Consider the following 21,430-nt stretch of genomic DNA (forward strand, 5'->3'; position numbering starts at 1 on the left):
GCGGAGGGGACCGCCGGCCGCGCCCGCGTACTTCGTCAGCGGTACGTGACGACGACGGGGGCGTGGTCGGTCCACCGCAGGTCGTAGGCCGCGGGCTTGTCGACGCGCTGCGCCGTCGCCCGCTCCAGCATCGGGGCGGTGACGGCCTGGTAGTCGATGCGCCACCCCGCGTCGGTGTCGAAGGCCTGGCCGCGGTAGGTCCACCACGACCACGGGCCGTCCTCGCCCGGGGCGAGGCGGCGGACGGCGTCGAACCACACCGGATCGTCGGCCGGCTCCGGCGGGGTCCAGGAGGAGCCGTCGGTGAAGGCGCCGGACTCCAGCTCCCGCTCGGTGGCGTTGACGCGGCTGTCCTGCGGGGCGTCGTCGGGGAAGACGCCGAAGACGGAGTCCATCCAGGCGCGCTCCTGGGGCAGGAAGCCGGACTTGCGGCGGTTGGTGCGCCAGTTCCTCAGGTCCTGCTCGCGGTGGCAGATGTTCCAGTCGCCGCCGATGACGGCGTGGCGGCCGTCGCGGCCCTCCGCACCCAGGGCGGCGAGGTGGCCGGAGAAGGCGTCGAGGAAGCGGTACTTCTCGTCCTGCTTCTCCGACAGGGCCGCGCCCGACGGCAGGTAGAGGCTGGCGATGCGGACGTCCTCCGCGATGCCGGAGGCCGCCGCCGGCAGCGTCGCGGAGATGTAGCGGCCCGCCTGCGCGAACTCCTCGGAGCCGAAGCCCACCTCCACGTCGGTCAGCTCCGCGCGGGAGAGGATGCCGACGCCGGCGCGGCCCTTGGCCAGCTCGTTCTCGGCGCCGATCCAGTGCCAGCCGGCGTCGATGGCCGGGGCGAGGGCCTTCTCCGCCTGGGCGGCGGTGGCGCGGACCTCCTGCAGGAGCACGACGTCCGCGTCGGTCTCCTCCAGCCACGGGAGCATGCCCCGGTTGGCCTCGCTGCGCTCCTTGACGGCGGCGCGGATTCCGTTGACGTTGACGGTGGCGATGGTCAGGCTCATGGCGGTCCAGCCTACTTCAGCGGCCGCGCCCGGCCGCCGCCGGGGAGGCGCCGCAGGCGGCGCGTAGGAGGGCGCCGCGGCGGTGCGGCGACGACGTCGGGGCGGCCCCGGGCCCGGGCCGCACCCGCCCCGGATGCTAGGGTCGGCTCACCTAATGCCGAAAAGGCGCGCCGATTCGACGAGGAGGAGCACCCCATGGCCAAGGCCGGATACCGCGCGGTGACGGCGGAGGTCCTGTCCGTCAGCCGGCCCACCCCCGCGTTCGCCCGCGTCCGCCTCGGCGGCCCCGGCATGGCGGAGCTGGGTCTGGCCTGCCCGGTGCTGGACCAGCGCTTCAAGCTCATCGTCCCCGACCCGGGCACGGGCCGCTGGATCCGGCCGGGCGACGGCCCGGACTGGTACCGCGAGTGGACCGCCATCGACGAGTCGGAGCGCGGCGCGATGCGCACCTACTCCATCCGCCGCCAGGAGCTGGGAGAGGACACGACGGAGTGGGACGTCGACGTCGTGCTGCACGTCGACGAGGACGGCACCTCGGGCCCCGCCGCCGCGTGGGCCGCGTCGGTGCGGCCGGGCGACGTCGTCGGCGTCCTCGGCCCCGAGCGCGGTACCGGCCCCAACCCGGGGCAGGCCTTCAGGCCCGGCGCGGCGACGGAGATCGTCCTCGCGGGCGACGAGACGGCCGCACCCGCCATCGCCCGCATCCTCGAGGACCTGCCGGAGGTCGCCCCCGGCGCCCGCGCCGCCGCCTTCATCGAGACGCCGACGTCCGCCGACGTCCCCGCCATCGACGCCCCGGACGGCGCCGAGGTGCGGTGGCTGCCGCGCGACGGCGCGCCCTACGGCACCCTCATGGCCTCCGCGCTGCTGGAGCAGGCGGGCCTGCCGCTGGACGACGCCGCCACCGTCGGCCGCGACGCCGCCGACGCCGCTCCCCTGGACCGCCCGACGTGGGACGTCCCCGAGGAGGTCAACTCGGGCCGCTACTACTGGATCGCCGGCGAGTCGTCGGTGGTCGTCGGGCTGCGCCGCCGACTCGTCGCCGACGGCGGCCTGCCCCGGTCCTCCGTCGCCTTCATGGGCTACTGGCGCAAGGGCGCGCCGATGGCCTGACCGCGCGCCCGGCCGGCCGCGCCGCCGGCCGGGCCATGCGGGAACCGCCCCGGCCCGGGGGAACCGGGGCCGGGGCGGTGGGCGTCGTCAAGCTCGATCGCGGACTACGCGAGCTCCGTGCGCTTCCGCTGCGACCGCACCAGCAGCGCATGCGCCGGGAACCAGATGATGATGGCGGTCAGCGCCATCGCCGCGCCCGCCAGCGACGGGGCGCGGTAACCGAAGCCGGCGGCGATGACGGCGCCGCCGATGGCCGCGCCGCCCGCGTTCGCCATGTTCAGCGCCGCCTGGTTGAGCGCCGCGGCGAGCGTCTGCGCCTCGCCCGCGACGTCCATGAGGCGGGTCTGCAGGTTCGGCACCAGCGTCGAGCCCAGCAGCCCCACCAGCCCGAAGTTGATGATGGCCGCCACCGCGTGCTGCGACGTCCAGTGGAACGCCACCAGGGCGACGAGGATGGCGATGAAGGAGCCGAGGACGCCGTACTCCAGGTTCCGGTCCGCCACGAACCCGCCGAGGTAGGTGCCCAGCACCATGCCGATGCCGTAGGCCATCAGCACGATCCACATGAGATCCGCGGGGAAACCCGCGACCTCCGTCATCGTCCAGGAGATGTAGGTGTAGACGGCGAACATGCCGCCGAAGCCGACCGTGCCCATCGCGACGGTGAACCACACCTGCGGCCGCGCCAGCGCGCCCAGCTCCGTCAGGGGCGAGGTGGGGCGCATCCGCACCATGTGCGGCACCGTGAACCACAGCGCGACGAGCGTGACGACGCCGACCAGGGCGACGAAGACGAACGCCGCGTGCCACCCCACCTGGGCGCCCAGCGCCTGCGCCGCCGGGACGCCCGCGACCGTCGCGACCGACAGGCCCATGCCGGACAGGGCGACGGCGCGGCCGCGCTTGCCCGGCTCCGCCAGAGACGCCGCCACCAGCGCCGCGACGGAGAAGTACGCGCCGTGCGGCAGGCCCGCGATGAAGCGCGACGCCATGAGCATCCCGTGGGAGCCCGCGAATACGGTCAGCGCGTTGCCGAGCGTGAACGCCGCCATGAGCAGCAGGAGCATCCGGCGGCGCGGCACCCGGCCCGTCACCGCGGTGATGAGCGGGGCGCCGACGACGACGCCGAGGGCGTAGGCCGTGATGACCTGGCCGGCGACGGCCTCCGAGACGTCGAAGTCGGCGGCGATGTAGGGCAGCAGGCCCATCGCGACGAACTCGGTGGTGCCGATGCCGAAAGCGCCGATGGACAGCGCCAGGACGGTCAGCGCGCGGCGGCGGCGCGTCGCGTCGTCCTGGCGCGGCAGCGCGCGGCGGGTGGGGGCGGCGAGGTTCATGGCGGTTCCCTTCCGTGGCGGTCGGCGGGTCGGGGCGGGGTCCGGGGGGCGGGCGGGGTCCGGGGCGGTTCGCGGGTGCGGATGCCCCGTTCCGGGGACGCGGGGACGCCGGTTGCGGGTCCGGTCCGGGCGCCCGATCATGCCCGGTCAGGTCCGGCCGGGCGACCCGGGGATACTACTCCCCCACCCCGAGGACCTGCCAACAACACGATCCCGATGCGGGTTAGGCTTGCGAACGCAACCCGGGCCCCGCAGGGCGCCGACCGGGCGGAACGACACCGCACAGATCCGACGAGGGGAACCAGAACGTGGCCAACCACACAAACCTGTACGACGTCCTCGGCATCGACCGGGACGCGTCCACGGAGGCGATCAACGGCGATCTGCTCGGCCGCCTGCGCACGCTGAACGCGCAGGGCGTGCCGGAGCGCAGCGCCGACTTCCAGAAGGTGCTCATCGGCCAGAGCATCCTCGGCGACGCCGGCCTCCGCCCCGGCTACGACGCCCGGCTCGACGACGCCGACGCCCCGGACATGACGGTCGCCCTCCTCCGCGAGTACGCCGGACGCCGCTCGTTCCCCGACGGCTGGGCCCCGCGCGGCGGTGCGGACGCCGACCGCGGCGCCGACGCCTCCGCCCGCGGGGAGGACGCCCCGCGCGGCGACGCGCAGCCGCTGTCCCGCGAGGACACGGCCGTCCGCGGCGACGCGGACGGCCACGGCGACGACTCCCCGCGCCACGCCGCCACGGAGGCGTTCCCGGCGGCGGGTGCCGCGGGAGGCGCCGCGGCGGGCGCGACGGCGGGCGCGGGCGCCTCCGACGCCGCCCCGGCCGTCGGCCCGCAGGACCGCCAGGCCCCGTCGTTCACGCCGCCCGCCGGGAAGACGGAGCAGCCGCAGCACTCCGACGCGTACGACGGCGCCCGCGAGGGCGGGGGCTCCGGCGTCGCCCAGGCCCCTCAGGCTCCGCAGGTCCCGCAGGCGCAGACCCCGCAGCAGCAGGAGCCCCGCCAGGAGCCGCAGGGAGGGGCCGCGCAGCAGGACACCCCTGCCCCGCAGGCCGGATCCGGCGACGGTTCGCCCCTGGCGGCGGCGAAGTCCTGGCCCGGCATCATCAAGGCCCTCGCCGGCGCGCTGGCGGCCCTGCCGGCCCTCGGCGTGCTCGGGCTGCTCTTCGCCGCGTTCTCCCGCTCCTTCGTCGCCTCGCAGCTGGAGGACAGCAGCGCGGGCTACTTCTTCTCGGACTTCTCCGACGACGCCGCGGCGCTGTTCGCCGCCGTCTTCGTCCCGCAGTGGACCGCGATCACGCTCCTCGTCGCGCTCGCCGGCATCGCGCTCCTGGCCCGGCTGCTGTCGCGCCGCGAGGAGTTGACCGGCTGGACCATCGCCGCCTCCGGTGCCGTCATCGCGCTGGCCGGCCTCGTGCTCGTCATCGCCACCCCGGCGCCGGTCATCCGCCTCTACCTCATGCTGATCGTCATCGCCGCCGCCGCGGCCGCCGTGATCTCCGTGCTGCCCGACACCCGCACCTGGCTGTCCGGCAACGAGATCCCGGTGAAGCAGCGTCCGCAGCCCGCCCCGGCCGCGCAGGGCTGGCCGGGCCAGCCGAACCAGCCGAATCAGCAGAACCAGCAGTGGAACGGCGCGCAGAACCAGCAGCCGTACCAGCAGCAGGGCTGGGCGCCGCAGCAGCCGCAGGACCAGGGCTGGACCCCCCAGCCGCAGCAGGGCTGGGGCGGGCAGCAGGGCTGGGGCGGGCAGCAGGGCTGGGGCCAGCAGCCGCAGCAGCCGCAGTCGGGTTGGGGCCGGCAGCCGCAGCAGCCGCAGCAGCACCAGCAGGGCGGCTGGTCCTCCGGCTCCGGCGACCAGGGCGGCTCCGACCGCCCGGCGTGGTGACGCACCTCCCCGCCACCGGGGCGCCGCAGACACCCCGGGCATGACGAAAGCCCCGGCCCGCATGGGCCGGGGCTTTCCCGTTCGTCCGCGGGCCCGTGGTCCGGGGCCGCGGCGGGCTATTGGAGCGGGATGCCCCGAGCGTCCCGGTCGTAGGTTCCCGCGCCGACGAGCAGCATGACGAACTCGACGAGGACCCAGATGGCCAGGCCGATGAGCAGTGCGAAGCCGACGAGGATGAAGGACGTCACGACGCCGAGGAGCCAGATGACGAGCTGGGCGATGCCGCGGCCGGTGTAGCCGAGGTAGAAGTTGTGGATGCCCCAGGACCCCACGAAGAGGGCCAGCAGCGCGGCCGCGATCTTCGACTTCGGGGCGCCCTGGGCGTAGCCCTGCTGCGGGTAACCCTGCTGGTAGCCCTGCTGCGGGTAACCCTGCTGGTAGCCCTGCTGCGGGTAACCCTGCTGGTAGCCCTGCTGCGGGTAGCCGCCCTGGTACTGCTGCACGCCGCCTCCCTGCTGCCCGTAGCTCTGCTGCCCGTAACCCTGCTGGCCATAGTTCTGCTGGCCGTAGTCCTGCTGCCCGTAGCTCTGCTGGCCGTAATCCTGGCCCTGCTGATCCCAGCCCTGCTGGCCGCCCTGGTTGGAGTAGGTCATCGCCGCGCGCTTTTCCTTCCGCATCCGAACAATCAAACGTCGTTTGAACCGTACAGGGGCATCACGCCCGGGGCGAGACCCTTTCCCCTGTGCACCGCCCGCGGAAACGGCGGGGTCATCGGCGTCGCCGCCGGGCCAGATGGGAGGGGCCCGGGGGCTGCGACGCGGGGCGACCGCACCCGCGTGACGGGCGACCGCGCCCCGCGTGACGACGGGGACGCCCGACCACTCCCCCGCGCCGCCACCCCCGTCACACCCCCGAGGGCGTGGACGGGGCCCGATCGCCGTCCCGCACATGCCGCCCCGACCTGCGGGTGAGGGACTTCACAGGCGACGGTGATGCAGGTCACCGCATGTTTTTAATGGAATTAGCCACATCGGTCACGGCGGGAAAACTGCGTTATCGTGGAGGGAACGTTTACGCAGAAGATCCTGAGAATCGAGGGAGCAGCCACTACATGCCCACCATCATCTGGACGAAGACCGACGAGGCGCCGCTTCTGGCGACGTACTCCCTGAAGCCGATCGTCGAGGCGTTCGCCAACCAGGCGGGGGTCGACGTCGAGACCCGCGACATCTCCCTGGCCGGCCGCATCCTGGCCCAGTTCCCGGATCGCCTGGAGGACGGGCAGAAGGTCGACGACGCCCTCGCCGAGCTCGGCGAGCTGGTGAAGGAGCCGCACGCCAACATCATCAAGCTGCCGAACATCTCCGCGTCCGTACCCCAGATCAAGCGCGCGGTAGCCGAGCTGCAGGGCAAGGGCTACGACATCCCGAAGTACCTCTCCCAGCCGTCCACCGACGAGGAGAAGGCCGACCGCGCCCGCTTCGACAAGGTGAAGGGCTCCGCCGTGAACCCGGTGCTGCGCGAGGGCAACTCCGATCGCCGCGCCCCGAAGGCCGTCAAGGAGTTCGCCCGCAAGCACCCGCACCGCATGGGCGAGTGGTCCTCCGACTCGAAGACGAACGTCGCCACGATGGCGTCCAACGACTTCCGCCACAACGAGAAGTCCGTCATCATGCCGGCCGACGACACGCTGTCCTACGTCCTCGAGACCGACGAGGGCGAGATCATCGAGCTGAAGAAGGACATGCCGGTCCTCAAGGGCGAGGTCATCGACGGCACGGGCATCAACTCCCGCATCCTCGCCTCCTTCCTCAAGGCCCAGATCCGCAAGGCGAAGAAGGAGGACGTCCTCTTCTCCGTGCACCTGAAGGCCACGATGATGAAGGTCTCCGACCCGCTGATCTTCGGCGAGGTCGTCAAGGCCTTCCTGCCGTCCGTCTACCCGGAGTTCGAGGAGGCCCTCGCCGAGGTCAACCTCACCCCGGACTACGGCATCGGCGTCATCCTCGACGGCCTGCACAAGCTGGACGACGACACCGCCGCCAAGGTGAAGGCCGCGATCGAGAAGGACCTGGACGAGGGCCCGCGCCTGTACATGGTCAACTCCGACAAGGGCGTCACCAACCTGCACGTCCCGTCCGACGTCATCGTCGACGCCTCCATGCCGGCCCTCATCCGCAACGGCGGCAAGGGCTGGGGCCCGGAGGGCGAGGAGGAGGACACCCTCGCGGTCATCCCGGACTCCTCCTACGCCGGCGTGTACCAGGCGGTCATCGAGGACTGCCGCGCCAACGGCGCCTTCGATCCGACGACGATGGGCTCCGTCCCGAACGTCGGCCTGATGGCCCAGAAGGCCGAGGAGTACGGCTCCCACGACAAGACCTTCCAGATCCCGGCGTCCGGCGTCATCCGCGTCGTCAACTCCGCCGGCGAGACGCTCATCGAGCACCAGGTCAACAACGGCGACATCTGGCGCTCCTGCCAGACCAAGGACGCCCCGATCCGCGACTGGGTGAAGCTGGCCGTCACCCGCGCCCGCGCCACCGGCGCCCCGGCCGTCTTCTGGCTGGACCGCTCCCGCGCCCACGACCTCAACCTCATCAAGAAGGTCGAGGAGTACCTGAAGGAGCACGACACCGAGGGCCTGGACATCCGCATCATGGATCCGGTCGAGGCCACCAAGTTCTCCCTGGAGCGCATCCGCCGCGGCGAGGACACCATCTCCGTCACCGGCAACGTGCTGCGCGACTACCTGACGGACCTGTTCCCGATCATGGAGCTGGGCACCTCCGCGAAGATGCTGTCCGTCGTGCCGCTGATGGCCGGCGGCGGCCTGTTCGAGACGGGCGCCGGCGGCTCCGCCCCGAAGCACGTCCAGCAGGTCGAGGAGGAGAACCACCTCCGCTGGGATTCCCTGGGCGAGTTCCTGGCCCTGGCCGAGTCCCTGCGCTACGCGGCCGAGGACGCCGGCGAGGGCGACGACCGCGCCGCCGTGCTGGCCGACGCGCTGGACGACGCGACCTCCACCCTGCTGGACAACGACAAGTCCCCGTCCCGCAAGGTCGGCGAGATCGACAACCGCGGCTCGCACTTCTACCTGGCCCTGTACTGGGCGCAGGAGCTGGCGAAGCAGGACGCGAACGAGGAGCTGAAGAAGATCTTCGCCCCGGTCGCCGAGAAGCTGGCGGAGAAGGAGGAGTCCATCGCGCAGGCCCTGCTCGACGCGCAGGGCTCCCCGGCGGACCTCGGCGGCTACTACCTGCCGGAGGACGCGAAGGCCGACGCGGTCATGCGCCCGTCCGCCGAGTTCAACGAGATCATCGACGCGCTGCGCCCGTAGCGTGACGACGCCCGCCGCGCGCACGGCCCGCCGCCGGCGCGCGGCGCCCGGCGACTGCGCGGGTCTCCCCCGCGCGTGACGACGTCCCCCGCACCACACCGGTGCGGGGGACGCCGCTTTTCCGGGGGCGCGCGGCCGGGGAGGCGGCCGTCGTCACGCAACGGACGAGGGGACGGCACGGCGGCGGGATCGGGCGGCGGGGATACGCGAAACCCTTGCAGTAGACAGAGCTGTTCATTAGGGTGGTCCGAGACGAACGCACCCCGACCACCGAGGACGACATGACCCGCTACGACAACTCCGCCGCCGACGGCTGGGCCCTCGAGACCCGCTCCATCCACGTCGGCCAGACGCCCGACGAGCAGACGAAGGCCCGCAACCTGCCCATCTACAACACGTCGTCGTACGTGTTCGACTCGGCGGAGCACGCGGCCAACCGTTTCAACCTCTCCGACCCGGGCCCCATCTACACCCGCCTGACCAACCCGACGGTCGACGCGGTGGAGCAGCGGCTCGCGTCCCTGGAGGGCGGCGTCGCCGCGGTTCTGTTCGCCTCCGGCATGGCCGCGGAGACCGCCGCGATCCTCACGCTCGCGCGCGCCGGCGACCACATCGTCGTCTCCCCGCGCCTCTACGGCGGCACCGAGACCCTGTTCAAGGTCACCCTCCCCCGCCTGGGCATCACCTCCACCTTCGTGGAGGACGCCGACGACCCGGAGTCGTGGCAGGCCGCCGTCCGCCCGGAGACCGTGGCGTTCTACGCGGAGTCCATCGCCAACCCGCAGTGCGACATCCTCGACGTCCCCGTCATCGCCGACGTCGCCGACCGCAACGGCGTGCCGCTCATCGTCGACAACACCGTCGCCACCCCGGCGCTGCTGCGCCCGCTGGAGCACGGCGCCGACCTGGTCGTCGCCTCCACCACGAAGTACCTCACCGGCAACGGCTCCGCCCTCGGCGGCGTCCTCGTCGACGGAGGCACGTTCGACTGGACGACGCAGCGCGACGGCCGCGACCTCTTCCCCAACTTCACCGAGCCGGACCCGGCGTACCACGGCCTGAAGTTCGCCGACCTCGGCGCCCCCGCCTTCGCGCTGCGCGCCCGCGCCGGCATCCTGCGCGACACCGGCGCCGCCCCGGCCCCGTTCAACGCCTGGATCCTGGCCCAGGGCCTGGACACCCTCGCCCTGCGCATCCGCCAGCACAACGCCAACGCGCAGGCCGTCGCCGAGTACCTGGCGGGCCGCGACGGCGTCGCGTCCGTCAGCTACGCCGGCCTGGAGTCCTCCCCGTGGCACGCGACGCAGGAGAAGCTGGGCCTCGCCGGCGCCGGCGCCGTCGTCGCCTTCGACCTGGCCGACGCCGGCCGCGACGAGGCCTGGGCGTTCATCGACGCGCTGAAGCTCCACTCCAACCTCGCGAACATCGGCGACGTCCGCTCGCTCGTCGTCCACCCCGCCAGCACGACGCACTCCCAGTCCGACGAGGAGGGCCTCGCCCGCGCCGGCGTCTCCCAGGCCACCGTGCGCCTGGCGGTCGGCATCGAGAACGTCGACGACATCATCGCCGACCTGGAGCAGGCGTTCGCGGCCGTCGGCCGCTAGGCTGCGAACCGCACGACGACGGAGACGGGAGGACGACGGAACCGATGGCGACGACGGACGGCGGAGGAGCGGCGCTCGACGACGGGGCGGGGGACGGCGCGCACGCGAACCGCGCGCGTGCCGGGGCGCCCCTGACGCTCACCGCGATCGTCGTGGTCGGCCTGTTCCTCCTGCTGCTGCTCTACCTGGGCCTCAGCCGCTACTACAACGCCGTGGAGCTGCGGACCCTCGTGGACGGGGCGATCGCCAACGAGCAGAGCTACTCCGTCGTCATCCACAACGGGCTGACCGGCAGCTACTCGTTCAACGTCGAGTAGCGCGCGGGCCCCGGCCCCGTCCCCTCCCCCGCCCCGCACCCCGCTCCCCCGCGGGAGGCGGGGCGCGGGCGTCCCCGGCCCGCCCGGCCCGCGAACCCCGCACCGTACCGAGTAGTCTTCAACACATGAGCCGACCCGCATTCCCGCCCGAGGGCCAGCCCGGCGCCGTCCGCATCGGCGACGTCGTCACGGAGGCCGGCGCGACCATCCCCGACGTCGTCGTCGCCTACGAACGATGGGGACGGCTGAACGCGGACGCGTCGAACGTCATCGTGCTGGAGCACGCCCTGACCGGCGACGCCCACGCCTCCGGTCCGCGCGACGACGCGCACCCGACCGAGGGCTGGTGGAACGGCATGATCGGCTCCGGCCGGGCCCTGGACACCGACCGGTGGTGCATCATCTGCACCAACGTCATCGGCGGCTGCCGCGGCACGACCGGCCCGTCGTCGGAGCACCCGGACGGCGGCTACTGGGGCTCCCGCTTCCCCGCCATCTCCGTCCGTGACACCGTGACGGTGGAGCGGATGGCGCTGCGGGAGCTCGGCATCGAGCGCCCGGCGGCCGTCATCGGCGGCTCCCTCGGCGGCGCCCGCGCCCTCGAGTGGACGCTCATGCACCCCGACGAGGTCGGCCGGGCACTGGTCATCGCGGTGTCCGCCCGGGCGAGCGCCTGGCAGATCGGCATCCAGAGCGCCCAGATCCAGTTCATCGAGAACGACCCCGACTGGAACGGCGGCGACTACCACGGCACCGGCCGCGCCCCCGACCGCGGCCTCGGCTTCGCGCGGCGCGTCGCCCACCTCACCTACCGCGGCGAGCTGGAGATGGACGACCGCTTCGGCGCGACCGCCCAGCCCGGCGAGAACCCGCTGGGCCCGTACCGCGACGGCGACCGCTTCCAGGTGGAGAGCTACCTCGACCACCAGGCGGTGAAGCTGGCGAAGCGCTTCGACGCGGGCAGCTACGTCATCCTCACCGACACGCTCAACCGGCACGACATCGGCCGCGGCCGCGGCGGGATGAGCGACGCGCTGGCGGCGTCGACGGTGCCGACGATGGTCGTCGGCGTCGACACGGACATCCTGTACCCGTACCACCAGCAGGAGCACCTGGCCCGCAACCTCGGCAACTCCCTCGGCCTGCGCCGCATCGAGTCGCCGACGGGCCACGACGGCTTCCTCACCGAGTTCGACCAGATGGACGACGTCGTCCGCGAGTTCACGGCGGGCTGCTCGCCGGCGGAGTGACCCGACGACGGCCGCCTGCCCGGGTTCCCGCCGTCACGCGCACTCCGCGCCGCGCGGAGGCCCGGAACGGCGAACGGCCCCCGCCTCCGGATGACCGGAGGCGGGGGCCGTCGTCACGCATCACGCGGCGGTGCCCCGCCGCGACCCGCGGTTACTTGCGCTTGGCGACGTGGACCAGGCGCTTGTTGACGAACTCGTCCATGCCCAGCGGGCCGAGCTCGCGGCCGTAGCCGGAGCGCTTCACGCCGCCGAACGGCATGTCCTCCGCCTCCGGGGCGGAGCCGTTGACGCCGACCATGCCGGAGTCGATCTTGTCGGCGACCGCCTCGGCGCGGCCCTCCTCCACGGCGAAGACCGTGGCGCCCAGGCCGTACTGGGTGTCGTTGGCCAGCTCCAGGGCCTCCTCGTCGGAGGAGACGCGGTAGACCGTCGCGACCGGGCCGAAGAACTCCTCGCGGTGGACGTCCGAGTCGCGCGGCACGTCCGTGACGACGGCCGGGGAGACCCAGAAGCCCGGGCGATCCAGGCGCTCGCCGCCGACGTGGACGGTCGCGCCCGCGGCCTTCGCTCGCTCGATCTGGTCGACGATGGTCTTCGCCGCACCCTCGGAGGACATCGGGCCGAAGGTGCCCTCGCCGCCCTTCAGCGGGTCGCCCGGCTCCAGCGCGGAGACCTGCTTGACCAGCTCGTCGACGAACTCCTCGTACACGTCGTCCATGACGATGAGGCGCTTGTTGGAGTTGCACGCCTGGCCGGTGTTCTCCAGGCGGACGGTCAGCGCGGTGCGGGCCGCCTCGCGCGGGTCGTCGGAGGAAAGGATGACGTACGGGTCGGAGCCGCCGAGCTCCAGCACGACCTTCTTCAGGGCGCGGCCGGCCTGCTCCGCGACCGCGGCGCCGGCGCGCTCCGAACCCGTGAGGGAGACGCCCTGGACGCGCGGGTCCTCGATGATGGTCGAGATCTGGGAGTGGTCGGCGAAGATGTTGCGGTACACGCCCTCCGGCACGCCCGCGTCGTCCATGATCTTCTGGATGGCCTCGGCGCAGCCCGGGACGGACTCCGCGTGCTTCAGCAGGATGACGTTGCCCAGCACCAGGTTCGGGGCCGCGAAGCGGGCGACCTGGTAGAAGGGGTAGTTCCACGGCATGATGCCGAGCAGCGCGCCCAGCGGGCGGCTCTCGACGACGGTGCGGCCGTCCTCGTCCTCCGCCAGGACCAGGTCCTGCGTCAGCTTCTCGCCGTTGTCGACGTAGTAGCGGAAGATGTCGCCGCAGAAGTCGGCCTCGCCGGCGGACTCGCCGATGGGCTTGCCCATCTCCTTCGTCGCCAGCTCGCCGAGCTCCTGGGCCCGCTCCTTGAACAGGTCGGCGACCTTGCCGACGATGGCGGCGCGCTCCGACATCGGGCGGGCGCGCCACTCCGCGAACGCCTCGCCGGCGGCCACGAGCGCCTCCTCGATCTGGGCGTCGGTGGTGAAGCCGTACTCCTTGGAGGTCTCGCCGGTGGCGGGCTCGATGGAGCGGTACGGGGTGGCGGTCATGTGATTCCTCTCCTTCCGCCGGGCGCCCGGTGCGGGCGGCGGCGGGTCGGTTGCGATCGTGCCGGTCGTTCTATGCGGTTGTCGGTGTTATGCGGTTGTGGGGTCTATGCGGTTGGGCGGCTTCTGCGCGGGATGCGCCTCAGACGCCCGCACCCTCAGTGTCCTCGTGGCTGCCCTCGGATGCCAGGGTCTCGCCGCGGAAGAACCGCGGGTGACGCCAGCGGGTCCACAGCATCAGCGCCACGCCGAGCAGCAGGATGCCGACGCCGAGGATGAACACGGTGCCGATGCCCAGGAACGAGTTGCCCGAGCCGTAGTCGGGATCGATGGAGTCGACGGTCGTCTTCGCCAGCATCACCAGCAGGGAGACGCCGCCGAGCAGCGGGCACACCAGCCGGAAGACGACGGCGCGGACGGAGACGAACAGCTCCCGGCGGGAGTACCAGACGCAGGCCAGGGCGGTGATGCCGTAGTAGAAGCAGATCATCAGGCCCAGCGCCGCGATGGCGTCCCGCAGGGCGTTCTCCGAGATGAGGCGGGTCACCGAGTAGAAGGCGCCCGCGGCCACCGCGGAGACGACGGTCGACGTCGACGGGGTGCGGAAGCGGCGGCTGATGCGGGAGAACCACGGCGGCAGCGCCTCGTAGTAGCCCATCGCCAGCATGGTGCGCGACGGCGACAGCATCGTCGACTGCAGCGACGCGAACGACGAGCCGAGGATGGCGATGGACATCAGGATGGCGAAGGGGCCGAGGATCGGGCCGGACAGCGCCGCGAAGATGGACTCCTGATTCTCCGGGTTGCCGGCGCCGAGGCCGGTGTCGCCCGTGCCCGCCCACACGATGACGCCGAGGGCGCACACGACGTAGGCGGCGATGATGACCAGGCAGACGATGGTGGACGCCCGCCCCGGGGTGTGGTGCGGGTCCTTCGTCTCCTCGTTGAGCGTCAGCGTCGCGTCCCAGCCCCAGAACATGAAGATGGACAGGGACACGCCCGCGGCGACGGTGGAGAAGTCCGGCAGGTCGAACGGGCTGAACCACTGCCACGACACCGGGGTCGGGTCGAAGCCGTCCCCCTTCGACGCCTGCCACAGCGCCGCCGCGGCGAAGCCGCCGAGGACCAGCAGCTGGAAGATGACCAGCACCGGGGTCGGGACGGCGCCCGGACCGGAGCCCGGCCGCGGCACGGCCGTCACGTTCGCGCGCTCAGTCATCGGCCGCGTCCTCCCTGCGGGAGTCGCCCGCGCCCGCCGGCACGACGAGCACCGGCACCGGCAGCTGCTTGAGCATGCGGGCGGCGACGCGGCCGAGGGACAGGCGGCCCCGCGGGGCGACGCGGGCGGAGCCGAGGATGACCATGCCGCCCTCGCCCCACTCGAGCGAGCGGGCGGCGTCCTCGATGGTGCGGCCGCGGGCGACGACCTCGACGGCGGAGCCGTCGGCGAGCGCCGCCTCGACGTCGGCGATGAGCCGGTCGTCGCCGACGCGGCGGGCGACGCCGAGGATGCCGTCGGGCTCCTTCGGCGAGTCGGGCATCTCCAGCGTCGCGAAGCGCAGCGGGCGGGTGCCGGTGCGGCCGTGGTCGAGGGCGATGCGCAGCACGTCGGCGGCGCCCTCGCGGCGGCCGGCCATCGCCGTGTAGCGGCCGATGCGGCCGTGGCGGCGGTAGCCCGCCGGCGCCAGCACCACGGGCTTCGTCGACGTGCGCAGCAGCTCGCGGGCGACCGAGCCGAGCGCGACGCTGCGCAGCAGCCCGCCGCCGCGGGAGCCGATGACGATGCACGACGCGCCGGTCTTTTCGGCGGCCAGCAGCAGCCCCTCGTGATCGGTGGGGGCGCCGACGATCCCGGCGGTCGCCGGCACGTCGTCGGGGATCTCCGCCAGCGACTCGTCGAGCCACTCCGTCATCTGCCGGTGCAGGATGGCGGGGAACGTGGCGTCGTAGGGCAGGCCGATGCCGTGCGCGCTGATGCCGTAGTAGTCGTCCTGCGGGGCGACCATGGCGATGCGCAGCTCGCAGTCGGTGTGCCGGGCCAGGGCGATGCCCAGGTTGAGGGCGTCGCGGCCGGTGGCGGTGGCGGTGTAGCCGACCAGGATCGTCGTCGTCATGCGCTGTCCCCCGTCCTCAGAGCCGGCCCAGGATGTCCTCGGCGGCCTTCTCGCCCTGGCGGACGGCGCCGTCGACGTGCTGGTAGCCCTCGGCGGCGATGTCGGAGCAGGCGAAGTGGATCGGGCCGACCGGGACGTTCTGCAGGTGGCCCCAGCGGCTCAGGCCGCCCAGGTCGTAGCTGGTGGCGTAGGCGCCGCGGGTCCACTCCTCGGCGGCCATGTCGGACAGGTAGAAGGCGATGGGCTCCTTGGCCTTCGGGCCGAGGTAGCGGGCGATGTCCTCGAGGATCGCGGCCTCGCGCTCCTCCTTCGGCAGGGCCCACATCTTCTCGGCGTACACGTCGGAGACGAAGCCGACGAGGGTGCCGTTCGGGTCCTCGGCGTCGGCGGAGCCGCCGGTGAGGTTCTCGTCGTAGTTGGTGTTGTCGTAGACCTCGGGGACCAGGCGGTCGCCGCCGAAGCCGGTGCCGGACAGGCCGTCCTCGCGCCAGAACGGGGTCTCGTAGACGGCGTGGACCTTGATGACCAGGCCCATGGAGATGTGCTGGTGGGCGATGTGCTGGGTACGCGGCAGCGCCGGGACGTACTGGATGCGGGCGTACAGGTTCGGCGGCACGGCGAGCACGGCGGCGCGGGCGCGGACGACGACGGTGTCGGAGTAGGCGACGACCTCGCCCGGCTCGCCGTCGTTGGGGACGCCGTTGCGCAGGTCGGCGGCGACGCCGTTCAGCTCGTCGGCGGTGTCCGGGTCCGGGTTGCCCCAGTCGAGGCGGCGGACCGGGGAGCCGAGGAAGAGGTCGTCGTCGCCGACGCGCTCCGCCAGGGCCAGGGAGACGGACTGCATGCCGCCGGCGACGCGCTCGTCGAGGATGAAGTCCTCGTCGACGAGGTTGTCGAAGGAGCCGGCGGAGGCGGCCATGAGGCCGGCCTGCAGGGCGGAGAAGGTGTGCGGCGGCTTCGTGAGCATGCCGGAGGAGATGAACGACGACACCAGCGCGATGGCCTCCTGGTCGTCGGTGTGGCGGCCGAGGAAGTCGCGGAAGCTGACGGCGTCGAGCTCGGCGGCGTGCTCGGCGGCCCACGGCTCGGTGGCGCCGACCTCGGCGGCCACGCCGTTCATGACCTCGATGAGCTTCTCGACGGCCTCCGCCGTCTCCGGGGACAGCGGCATGTCGTCGCCCTCGTACACGTGGCGGGTGCCGTCCGGGGACAGGTAGACGGACTTGCCCTCGCGGTAGCGGGGGAACGTCGTCAGGCCGAGCTCCTCGACCATGGCCTTCAGGCGGGTCTGGTCGGGGGAGATCCACTGGCCGCCGATCTCGATGAAGTGCTCCTTGCCGTCCTGGCCGGCGACGCGGCCGGACCAGGTGCGGCCGCCGACGCGGTCGCGGGCCTCGAGGACGGCCACGGAGCGGCCGGCCTTCTTCAGGGTGTGGGCGGCGGTCAGGCCGGCGGGGCCGGCTCCGATGACGACGACGTCGCGCTCGACGACGGGCAGGTCCGCGAACGCGCGGGGCAGGTCGGAGGCGGTGTCGTTCTGGGTCATGTGAGGTCACCTTTCCTGAAAATGAACCGGATTAGTTTCTCCGACCGTATTCCCCCCCGCGCTTCCCCCGTCAACGTCTTTCCGCCCGGCGGCGGGTTTGCGTCCGGATCTTTTACGGGGGCGTTACACTCTGCGCCGTGACCGACCAGCAGCCCCGGAGACGCCGCGGAGCCGGCCGTCCCCCCCGGCCGGTCCTCGACCGCGGCAAGATCGCCGCGGCCGCCCTGTCCCTGGTGGACGAGGGCGGCCTGCAGGCGCTCACCATGGCGCGCCTCGCCCGCCGGCTCGGCGTCGCCGCGTCCGCGCTGTACAACCACGTCGACGGCCGCGCGGAGCTGGAGCTCATCATCCAGGACGCGATCATGTCGCGCGTCGACGTCGCCCCGATGGAGGCGCTCGCCGCCGGCGAGCTCGGCGCCGGGGAGGCGCTGCGCCGGTGGGGCCGCTCCTACCGCTCCGTCGTCTCCCGCCACCCCGACCTCGTGCCGTTCATCGCGACGGTGCCCGTCGCCTCCGCGCCGCTGACGCTGCGGATGTACGAGGCCGTCGCCGCGGGCCTGCGCGCCGCGGGCGTGCCGGAGGACCGCGTCGTCCCCGTCATCGTCGCCTTCGAGTCCTTCCTCTTCGGCTCCGCCATCGACGTCCACGCCCCCGCCACCATCTTCCAGTCGGCGCCGGGCGATCCCGTCCCCGCGTTCCAGGGGTCCCTCGCCGCGTTCACGCGGCGGGTCGACGCGGACGCGGCCGCCGCGCGTGACGACGCCCCGGGCGCGGGTCCCGTCGCAAAGCACGATGGCGGCGCGGCCCCGGACGACGCGCACGATCCGCGCGACGCGGAGGCCCCCGCCAACCCCTACGCCGACGAGCCGTTCGAGTGGGGGCTCGACGCCCTCGTCGCCCGCGTGGAGGCCCTCATCCGGAGGTAGCGGCCCGCCGCGCGCGCCCGCCGCCTACGATCCCCTCCCATGCGCCCGAACGCCACCATGCGACCGACCTACGGCTCCTCCCTGTCGCCCGACGGCCGCGCGATCGCCTACATCGTCCGCGACGGCGGCTACCCGCGCGCCGTCCAGGCCCAGATCGAGGACGGCGACGTCGCCGCCGAACGCGACGTCGTCCTGCCCGCCGAGGGCCCCGTCACCCGCGTCGAGCACTCCCCCGACGGCGCCTGGATCGCCTGCGAGATCTCGCCGCGCGGCTCCGAGCGGCTGGAGACGTGGATCGTCTCCACCGACCCCGCCGTCCCCGGCGCCCGCCCCCTGCGCATGGAGGGCGACGCCAAGGCCAGCCTGGTCACCTGGGACGGCAACCGCCTGGCCATGGACGCCGTCGCCGGCGACGGCATGACCGAGGCCCGCCTCGTCGACCCCGCCCGCGGCACGGTCCGCGTCCTCGACCGCCGCACCGACTCCCGCCTCGTCGACGCGCACGCCGGCCACGCCCTCATGCGCGTCGGTCCCCGCGGCTCCCGCGAGCTGCTGCTGGTCAGCCCCGACGGCCGGTGGCTGCCGCTGCTGCCGCCCGACCCCGGCGCCATGACCGAGGACGGCGTCATCCTCCCCGGCGGCCCCGGCGAGGACCTGGCGGTGCTCGTCGTCACGGACCACGGCGGCGACCGGCGGCGCGTCCTGCGCATCGCCGTGCGCGGCGAGTCGACGGAGGCCGAGGAGATCATCGGCAGCGCCGACAACGACGTCGACGAGTTCGCCGTCTCCGACGACTGCTCCACCGCCGCCGTGCTGTGGAACATCGGCGGCGTCTCCTCCCTCGAGGTCCTGTCCCTCGGCCCCGGCCAGCGCGTCCGCGGCCGCCGCGCCGCCGACCTGCCCGCCATGGTCGCCTCCGACCTGTCCATCAGCGGCGACGGCTCCCTCATCGCCGTCACCGTCGAGGGCCCCGACGTGCCGGAGACCATCGAGATCCTCCGCACCGGCGCCGGCCGCCTCGAGCCCCTCGACGCCGAACGCTCCGCCGCCATCGCGCGCCGCGCCCAGGACGCCGACGCCCCCGAGCTGGTGCACTTCGCCGCCCGCGACGGACTCGAGCTGTCCGGCTGGCTGTACCACGACGCCCGCGGCGAGGAGGGCCCGCGGCCCACGCTCATCCACCTGCACGGCGGCCCCGAGCGGCAGGCGCGCCCCGAGCACCACGACATCCTCGCCGCCATCGTCGACTCCGGCGTCACCGTGTTCACCCCGAACATCCGCGGCTCCTCCGGCGCCGGCCGCGCGTTCCTGCACGCCGACGACCGCTACGGGCGCTTCGCCGCCATCAAGGACGTCGTCGACGCCGCCCGCTTCCTCGTCGAGGAGGGCATCGCCGACCCCGATCGCCTCGTCGTCGCCGGCCGCAGCTACGGCGGCTACCTGTCGCTCATGACCGCCGCCCTGGAGCCGGGCGTGTTCCGCGGCGTCGTCGACGCCTGCGGCATGACCAGCTTCCGCAGCTACTTCGAGTCCACCGAGCCGTGGCTCGCGTCCGCCGCGTACCCGAAGTACGGCTACCCCATCCACGACGCCGAGCTGCTCGACGCCATCAGCCCGCTCACCCACGCCCCCGACATCCGCGTGCCGGTGCTGTTCGTCCACGGCGCCGAGGACGGCAACGTCCCGCCCGCCGAGTCGACCCGCATGCGCGACGCCCTCGCCGACCTCGGCCGCGACAACGAGCTGCTGCTCGTGCCGGGCGAGGGCCACAAGTTCGCGAAGCCCCGCAACCGGCGCCTCATCGCCGAGACCATGCTGCGGTTCCTCGGCGAGCTGGGGATGCTGGACGGCGAGCCCGACCTGGCGCGGTTCGGGGGCTAGGGGCGGCGCCGGGCGCCTCCCCGCGCAGGGCCCGTCGTCACGCACGGCCTGCCGCGCCCCGCGGACGGAGCGGTTCCGGCGGACGGGACCCCGTTTCGGCGGGGTCGCGTGGCGACGGAGCGGGCGACGGCAGCGCGTGACGACGGGCGAAGCTGCGGAAGCGCGTGACGACGCGGCCGGCTCCGGCGCACAGGAGCGCGCGCCGCGCACGATGACGCGGCCGCGCCCGGAAGGGCACGGCCGCGCGGGGCGGGAAAACGCCGCCGTCAGCTGCCGAGCGCGTCGACGGAGACGGCGAGGAAGATCATCGCGGCGCCGAGGAGCCCGCAGAACCACAGGTCGAAGCGCCGGGAGCGGACGGAGAACACGCCGAGCAGGGAGTCGGGCAGCCACTGCCGCAGGACGCCGAGCCAGATCATGGTCGCGCCGAGGGTGAACGTCGCCCGGCGCCAGCGCTCGAGCCCCAGGAAGACGGCGGCGGCGCCGAGCCCGAAGAACAGCAGCCCGAACAGGAGCAGCTGAACGCGCCGCGGCCAGCCCTCGCCCGGGTAGTGCGGAGGGCTGTGCGGGTTGACCTTCGGATCGGGCAGCTCGTCGGGGCGTGCCCGCCGTGCGGTTTCGCGGATGGCGGTGCTCCAGGGTGCGGGGACGGGGAAAGGCGCGGCCGGCGCCGTGAATGCGGCGGGCCCGCGGCCGGGCCGCGGGGCCGGGCCGCGGCCTACTTCAGGCCGGCGAGGCGCTCGGCGCGCTCGACGACGTTGCGCACAAGGAAGGCGCGGGTCAGGGGGCCGACGCCGCCCGGGTTCGGGGAGACGAAGCCCGCGACGTCCCAGACGTCGGGGTGGACGTCGCCGGCGAGCTTGCCGTCGAGGCGGGAGACGCCGACGTCGAGGACCGCCGCGCCCGGCTTCACCATGTCGGCGGTGAGCATGTGGGGCTTGCCGGCGGCGGCGATGATGATGTCGGCGTCGCGTGTCTCTGCCGCCAGGTCCTTCGTGCCGGTGTGGCAGAGGGTGACGGTGCAGTTCTCGCTGCGGCGGGTGAGCATGAGGCCGATGGGGCGGCCGACGGTGACGCCGCGGCCGATGACGGCGACCTTCGCGCCCGGCAGCTCGACGCCGAAGCGGCGCAGCAGGTGGATGCAGCCGTTGGGGGTGCAGGGCAGCGGGGCGGACTCGTTGAGCACGAGCTTGCCGAGGTTGACCGGGTGGAGGCCGTCGGCGTCCTTCTCCGGGTCGATGAGGCCGAGGATGCGGTTCTCGTCGAGGTGCTTCGGCAGCGGCAGCTGGACGATGTAGCCGGTGCACTCCGGGTCCTCGTTCAGCTCGGCGATGACGGCCTCGAGCTCCTCCTGCGTCGTCTCCGCGGGGAGGTCGCGGCGGATGGAGCGGATGCCGATCTTCTCGCAGTCGCGGTGCTTCATCTTCACGTAGGAGTGGCTGCCCGGGTCGTCGCCGACCAGGACCGTGGCGAGGCCGGGCGTGACGCCCGCCTCCGCCAGCTTCGTCACCCGCGAGGCGAGGTCCTCGAAGACCTCGTCGCGATACAGGTTGCCGTCCAGCTTCGTCGCGCTCATGT

General features: G+C 73.2%; 17 protein-coding genes. 8 read left to right on the forward strand and 9 right to left on the reverse strand.

All coding sequences use genetic code 11. The annotated features are described in order from the left end of the window. Positions 1-35: 35 nt before the first annotated feature. On the reverse strand, positions 36-992 hold the full coding sequence (locus tag QQS41_RS04580) for an exodeoxyribonuclease III (protein WP_448851482.1): 957 nt from the start codon (positions 990-992) through the stop codon (positions 36-38). Positions 993-1,187: 195 nt separating this feature from the next. Here QQS41_RS04580 and QQS41_RS04585 point away from each other — a divergent pair, with 195 nt between their 5' ends. Further along, positions 1,188-2,105 carry a siderophore-interacting protein gene (locus tag QQS41_RS04585; protein WP_448851483.1) on the forward strand — a complete coding sequence of 306 codons (918 nt, stop codon included), beginning with the start codon at positions 1,188-1,190 and terminating at the stop codon, positions 2,103-2,105. Between the two features lie 104 nt (positions 2,106-2,209). On the opposite strand, the gene QQS41_RS04590 is transcribed toward QQS41_RS04585, so the two are convergent. Continuing rightward, positions 2,210-3,442, reverse strand: coding sequence for an MFS transporter (locus tag QQS41_RS04590; RefSeq protein ID WP_448851484.1), 1,233 nt, complete (start codon positions 3,440-3,442; stop codon positions 2,210-2,212). Positions 3,443-3,750: 308 nt separating this feature from the next. Here QQS41_RS04590 and QQS41_RS04595 point away from each other — a divergent pair, with 308 nt between their 5' ends. Beyond that, positions 3,751-5,337 carry a hypothetical protein gene (locus QQS41_RS04595; protein ID WP_448851485.1) on the forward strand — a complete coding sequence of 529 codons (1,587 nt, stop codon included), beginning with the start codon at positions 3,751-3,753 and terminating at the stop codon, positions 5,335-5,337. 116 nt (positions 5,338-5,453) lie between these two features. Here QQS41_RS04595 and QQS41_RS04600 read toward each other — a convergent pair whose 3' ends face one another. Further along, complete coding sequence (locus QQS41_RS04600) at positions 5,454-6,014, reverse strand: TM2 domain-containing protein (RefSeq protein ID WP_448851486.1); 561 nt, start codon at positions 6,012-6,014, stop codon at positions 5,454-5,456. Between the two features lie 434 nt (positions 6,015-6,448). Between QQS41_RS04600 and QQS41_RS04605 the strand changes: the two genes are divergently transcribed. The 4 genes from QQS41_RS04605 to metX all read left to right on the forward strand — a co-directional run bounded on the left by QQS41_RS04605 (position 6,449) and on the right by metX (position 11,848). Continuing rightward, entirely contained in the window at positions 6,449-8,677 is a 2,229-nt protein-coding gene (locus QQS41_RS04605; RefSeq protein WP_448851487.1) for an NADP-dependent isocitrate dehydrogenase, read from the forward strand. 281 nt (positions 8,678-8,958) lie between these two features. Further along, positions 8,959-10,281, forward strand: a complete 1,323-nt coding sequence (locus QQS41_RS04610; RefSeq protein WP_448851977.1) for an O-acetylhomoserine/O-acetylserine sulfhydrylase — start codon at positions 8,959-8,961, stop codon at positions 10,279-10,281. A gap of 44 nt (positions 10,282-10,325) precedes the next feature. Continuing rightward, a complete protein-coding gene (locus QQS41_RS04615) occupies positions 10,326-10,598 on the forward strand; it encodes a hypothetical protein (protein WP_448851488.1) in 273 nt (90 codons plus the stop codon). A gap of 125 nt (positions 10,599-10,723) precedes the next feature. Then, complete coding sequence (gene metX, locus QQS41_RS04620) at positions 10,724-11,848, forward strand: homoserine O-acetyltransferase MetX (RefSeq protein ID WP_448851489.1); 1,125 nt, start codon at positions 10,724-10,726, stop codon at positions 11,846-11,848. Positions 11,849-11,999: 151 nt separating this feature from the next. On the opposite strand, the gene QQS41_RS04625 is transcribed toward metX, so the two are convergent. From QQS41_RS04625 to QQS41_RS04640, 4 genes are all read right to left on the reverse strand, one after another. Then, positions 12,000-13,388 (reverse strand): NAD-dependent succinate-semialdehyde dehydrogenase, encoded by a 1,389-nt coding sequence (locus QQS41_RS04625; protein WP_448851490.1) that lies wholly within the window; start codon positions 13,386-13,388, stop codon positions 12,000-12,002. A gap of 139 nt (positions 13,389-13,527) precedes the next feature. Then, complete coding sequence (locus QQS41_RS04630; protein WP_448851491.1) at positions 13,528-14,604, reverse strand: APC family permease; 1,077 nt, start codon at positions 14,602-14,604, stop codon at positions 13,528-13,530. Further along, positions 14,597-15,499: a universal stress protein gene (locus tag QQS41_RS04635; RefSeq protein WP_448851492.1), complete on the reverse strand. Its 903-nt coding sequence runs from the start codon at positions 15,497-15,499 to the stop codon at positions 14,597-14,599. The genes QQS41_RS04630 and QQS41_RS04635 overlap by 8 nt, the downstream gene beginning before the upstream one ends. A gap of 16 nt (positions 15,500-15,515) precedes the next feature. Then, positions 15,516-17,045 carry a flavin monoamine oxidase family protein gene (locus QQS41_RS04640; protein WP_448851493.1) on the reverse strand — a complete coding sequence of 510 codons (1,530 nt, stop codon included), beginning with the start codon at positions 17,043-17,045 and terminating at the stop codon, positions 15,516-15,518. A gap of 137 nt (positions 17,046-17,182) precedes the next feature. Between QQS41_RS04640 and QQS41_RS04645 the strand changes: the two genes are divergently transcribed. Next, positions 17,183-17,971 (forward strand): TetR/AcrR family transcriptional regulator, encoded by a 789-nt coding sequence (locus QQS41_RS04645; protein WP_448851494.1) that lies wholly within the window; start codon positions 17,183-17,185, stop codon positions 17,969-17,971. Between the two features lie 57 nt (positions 17,972-18,028). After that, positions 18,029-19,852 (forward strand): DUF2920 family protein, encoded by a 1,824-nt coding sequence (locus tag QQS41_RS04650; RefSeq protein ID WP_448851978.1) that lies wholly within the window; start codon positions 18,029-18,031, stop codon positions 19,850-19,852. A gap of 266 nt (positions 19,853-20,118) precedes the next feature. Here QQS41_RS04650 and QQS41_RS04655 read toward each other — a convergent pair whose 3' ends face one another. Beyond that, positions 20,119-20,685 (reverse strand): DUF3017 domain-containing protein, encoded by a 567-nt coding sequence (locus tag QQS41_RS04655; protein WP_448851979.1) that lies wholly within the window; start codon positions 20,683-20,685, stop codon positions 20,119-20,121. Beyond that, positions 20,571-21,428, reverse strand: a complete 858-nt coding sequence (locus QQS41_RS04660; RefSeq protein WP_448851495.1) for a bifunctional methylenetetrahydrofolate dehydrogenase/methenyltetrahydrofolate cyclohydrolase — start codon at positions 21,426-21,428, stop codon at positions 20,571-20,573. The genes QQS41_RS04655 and QQS41_RS04660 overlap by 115 nt, the downstream gene beginning before the upstream one ends. Positions 21,429-21,430: the final 2 nt, after the last annotated feature.

The organism is Corynebacterium sp. 335C (assembly GCF_053525695.1).